The sequence below is a fragment of the Variovorax sp. 20P10.2.4 genome (genome assembly GCF_058244205.1).
In genome coordinates, this window is the sequence record NZ_JBZAYE010000642.1 from 1 (window position 1) to 4,001 (window position 4,001).

4 protein-coding genes are annotated in these 4,001 nt (G+C 67.7%); 3 read left to right on the forward strand and 1 reads right to left on the reverse strand.

Going from position 1 to position 4,001, the window contains the following annotated elements; genetic code table 11:
• A partial coding sequence (locus tag AC27VN_RS34800; protein WP_490879551.1) for an AAA family ATPase occupies window positions 1-767 on the reverse strand: 767 nt, incomplete at its 3' end.
• Window positions 768-844: 77 nt separating this feature from the next.
• On the opposite strand from AC27VN_RS34800, the gene AC27VN_RS34805 reads away from it, so the two are divergent.
• The 3 genes from AC27VN_RS34805 to AC27VN_RS34815 all read left to right on the forward strand — a co-directional run.
• On the forward strand, window positions 845-1,798 hold the full coding sequence (locus tag AC27VN_RS34805; RefSeq protein WP_093356145.1) for a histone deacetylase family protein: 954 nt from the start codon (window positions 845-847) through the stop codon (window positions 1,796-1,798).
• A gap of 75 nt (window positions 1,799-1,873) precedes the next feature.
• Window positions 1,874-3,154 carry a mechanosensitive ion channel family protein gene (locus AC27VN_RS34810; RefSeq protein ID WP_296776783.1) on the forward strand — a complete coding sequence of 427 codons (1,281 nt, stop codon included), beginning with the start codon at window positions 1,874-1,876 and terminating at the stop codon, window positions 3,152-3,154.
• Window positions 3,155-3,290: 136 nt separating this feature from the next.
• Window positions 3,291-4,001: electron transfer flavoprotein subunit beta/FixA family protein (locus tag AC27VN_RS34815; protein ID WP_490879552.1), on the forward strand; the 711-nt coding region annotated here is incomplete at its 3' end.

A 4,001-nucleotide genomic window follows, 5' to 3' on the forward strand; every position in this document is an offset into this window, starting at 1 on the left:
TGGGCCTTGGCGGCGCGCAGCACGGCGATGCCGGCGCGCGGCGACAGGCCCTGCAGGAACCAGCGGCCCGAGCGGGTGGCGGCGATCAGGTCCTGCACGTAGTTCAGCAGCGGCTCGGCCGCGTGCACCTGCTGCACGCGCTGCTGCAGCGCGGTCAGCTCGCCGGGCGTGAGCAGCGCGGGCAGGGTGGCCAGCATCTCGCGGCGGTCGATACCGGACAGCAGCTGGCGCTCGGCGGCGCGGTCGGGGTAGCCGAGCGAGATGCGCATCAGGAAGCGGTCGAGCTGCGACTCGGGCAGCGCGAAGGTGCCGAGCTGGTCCTGCGGGTTCTGCGTGGCGATCACGAAGAAGGGGGTGGGCAGGGGGCGGGTCTCGCCCTCGATGGTCACCTGCTTCTCCTCCATCGCCTCGAGCAGCGCGCTCTGGGTCTTGGGGCTGGCGCGGTTGATCTCGTCGGCCAGCAGCACCTGCGAGAAGATCGGACCCGGATGGAACACGAAGGCCTGCTGGCCGCGGTCGTAGATCGCCACGCCCGAGAGGTCGCCCGGCATCAGGTCGGCCGTGAACTGCACGCGCGAGAACTGCAGGCCGAAGGTGTGCGAGAGCGCATGGGCCAGCGTGGTCTTGCCGACCCCGGGCACGTCCTCGATCAGCAGGTGGCCGCCAGCGAGCAGGCAGGCCACGCAGTCGCGCACCTGGGCCTCCTTGCCCACGATCACCGTGTTAAGCTGGCTCAGCAAAGTGGCAAGCTTCGCGGCAACGTCCATATTTGTATCCATATGCAAACGATACCGTAAGACCCGGCAGCCCCGCGCCGCGTGAGGTCTAGACGCGACACCGAGACATGGGCAAGACCGGTTACTTCACTCATCGCGACTGCTGGAAGCACGACATGGGCCGGGGTCATCCCGAATGCCCCGAGCGCCTGGATGCCATCGAGGACCGGCTGCTGGCCACCGGCGTCGGCGACGCGCTCGAGCGGCGCGACGTCCCGCTGGCCACGCTGCCGCAGATCACCCGGGCGCACAGCACCGAACACGTCGAATACCTCGAGGCGCTGCACCAGCGGCTGGTGGCCGACGAGCCGGTCGGCGGCCCCGACCATGCGCACATCGACCCCGACACCGCGCTCAACCGCTTCACGCTGCTGGCGGCCCGGCGCGCCGCTGGGGCGGCCATCGCCGCCACCGACGCGGTGATCGCCGGCGAGGTCGAGAACGCCTTCTGCGCCGTGCGGCCGCCTGGCCACCATGCCTGCCGCGAGCAGGCGATGGGCTTCTGCTTCCTCAACAACGTCGCGATCGCGGCGCGCCATGCGCTCGAGGTGCACGGCTTCGACCGCGTGGCCGTGGTCGACTTCGACGTGCACCACGGCAACGGCACCGAGAACATCCTGTCGGACGATCCGCGCGTGCTGATGGTCGGCTTCTTCCAGCACCCCTTCTATCCCTACAGCGGCACCGAGCATCCGGCGTCGAACATGCTCAACCTGCCGATCCCGGCCTACACCAAGGGCATGGACGTGCGCGAGATGATCGAGGCGATCTGGATGCCCCGGCTCGAGGCGTTCCGGCCGCAGATGGTGTTCGTGAGCGCGGGTTTCGATGCGCACCGGGAAGACGATCTCGGGCAACTTGGTCTCAACGAGAACGACTTCGCCTGGATCACCGACCGCATCCGCGACGTGGCGCGCCGCCATTCGCGCGGACGCATCGTCTCGATGCTCGAGGGCGGCTACAACCTCGACGCGCTCGCGCGCAGCGTGGAAGCGCACATCCGGGTGCTGGCCGACCTCTGATCCGAAGGGCGCGGGCGCACCCCGGTGGTGCGCCGAGCGCGCCGTGTGTGGGCCCGGCCCCTTTTGCTGCAAGAGATGAACTTCAACGACTTCACCCAACGACTCGCGCAGGTCGATGCGCGCGGCATCGCCATCGAGCTGGCCGCGCTCGCCGCCTGCATCGCCCTGGCCTGGGGCATCTGCCGCTGGTTCGGGCGCGACCAGCCCAAGGACTCGATCTGGTTCGGCGAGCGCACCTTCGACGGCGTGCTGTTCCCGCTCATGGCGCTGGTGTTCGCCGAGCTCGCGCGGCGGCTGGTGGCCGAGTACCAGACCATCCTGGTGCTGCGCATTGGCGTCTCGGTGTTCCTGTCGCTGGCCGTCATCCGGCTGTTCGCGCGCGTGCTGCGCGCCGTGTTCCCGGCTTCCAACCTCGTGCGGCTGCTCGAGCGCACCATCTCGTGGCTGGCCTGGCTCGCGGCCGTGCTCTGGATCATCGGCCTGCTGCCGCCGGTGCTGGCCGAGCTCGACGACATCACGCTGGCCTTCGGCAAGACCAAGGTGAGCCTGCAGACCATCATCCAGGGCGCGCTGTCGGCCGGCCTGGTGCTGGTGATCGCGCTGTGGATCGCCTCGACGATCGAGAAGCGCATCCTGCGCGAGGCCGTCACCGACCTGTCGATGCGCAAGGTGGCGTCGAACGCGGTGCGCGCGCTGCTGCTGCTCGTGGGCCTGCTGTTCGCGTTGTCGGCGGTGGGCGTGGACCTCACGGCGCTGTCGGTGCTCGGCGGCGCGCTCGGCGTCGGCCTGGGTTTCGGCCTGCAGAAGCTGGCGGCCAACTACGTCAGCGGCTTCGTGATCCTGCTCGAGCGCTCGATCCGCATCGGCGACAACGTCAAGGTCGACACCTTCGAGGGCCGCATCACCGACATCAAGACCCGCTACACGCTGATCCGCGCCGGCAACGGCCGCGAGGCGATCGTGCCGAACGAGTCGCTGATCACCTCGCGCGTGGAGAACCTCTCGATCGCGGACCGCAAGTTCAACATCACGACCAGCATCGTGGTCGGCTACGAGAGCGACGTGGCGCAGGTGCAGGCCATCCTCTGCGATGCCGCCAAGGCCCAGTCGCGCGTGATGACCGACCCGGCGCCGGTGGCCTTCCTCATGAACTTCGCGCCCGACGGGCTGGAGTTCACGCTGAACTTCTGGGTTGCCGATCCCGACAAGGGCAAGGACAACCTGCGCTCGGCGATCAACGTCGCGATCCTCGACGGCCTGCGCGCCGCGAAGATCGACATTCCCTATCCGCAGCGCGTGCTGCGCGTCGAGTCGCTGCCGCCCGGGATTTCGCCGCCGGCGGACGCTGCTCTATAATCGAGGAAAAGCACGACCGTTCTTTTTTCGCCCCGCGGCGTGAATCGGAATCAGATCAGAGACGGCAAAGGTCGCGTCCTAGAATGACCGGTTGCTCTCGAAGCCCCCTTTTTGCAATCCCAATGGAGTCAAGTCAATGAAGGTTCTTGTGCCTGTCAAACGGGTCGTCGACTACAACGTGAAGGTGCGCGTCAAGAGCGACGGCACGGGCGTGGACATCGCCAACGTCAAGATGAGCATGAACCCCTTCGACGAGATCGCCGTCGAAGAGGCCGTGCGGTTGAAGGAAAAGGGCGTGGTGACCGAGGTCATCGCCGTTTCGTGCGGCGACGCCAAGTCGCAGGAAACCCTGCGGACCGCGATGGCCATCGGCGCCGACCGCGGCATCCTGGTCGAGACCTCGGAAGAGCTGCAGCCGCTGGCCGTCGCCAAGCTGCTCAAGGCGCTGGTCGACAAGGAACAGCCCTCGCTCATCATTCTTGGCAAGCAAGCTATCGACGACGATGCCAACCAGACCGGCCAGATGCTGGCCGCGCTGGCCGACCTGCCGCAAGCCACCTTCGCCTCGAAGGTCGAAGTCGCCGGCGACAAGGCCAACGTGACCCGTGAAGTCGACGGCGGCCTCGAGACCGTCTCGCTCACGCTGCCGGCCGTCATCACGACCGACCTGCGCCTCAACGAGCCGCGCTACGTCACGCTGCCCAACATCATGAAGGCCAAGAAGAAGCAGCTCGACACCTTCAAGCCCGAGGACCTCGGCGTGGACGTCAAGCCGCGCCTGAAGACGCTCAAGGTCTCGGAGCCGCCGAAGCGTGGCGCCGGCATCAAGGTGCCCGATGTGGCGACC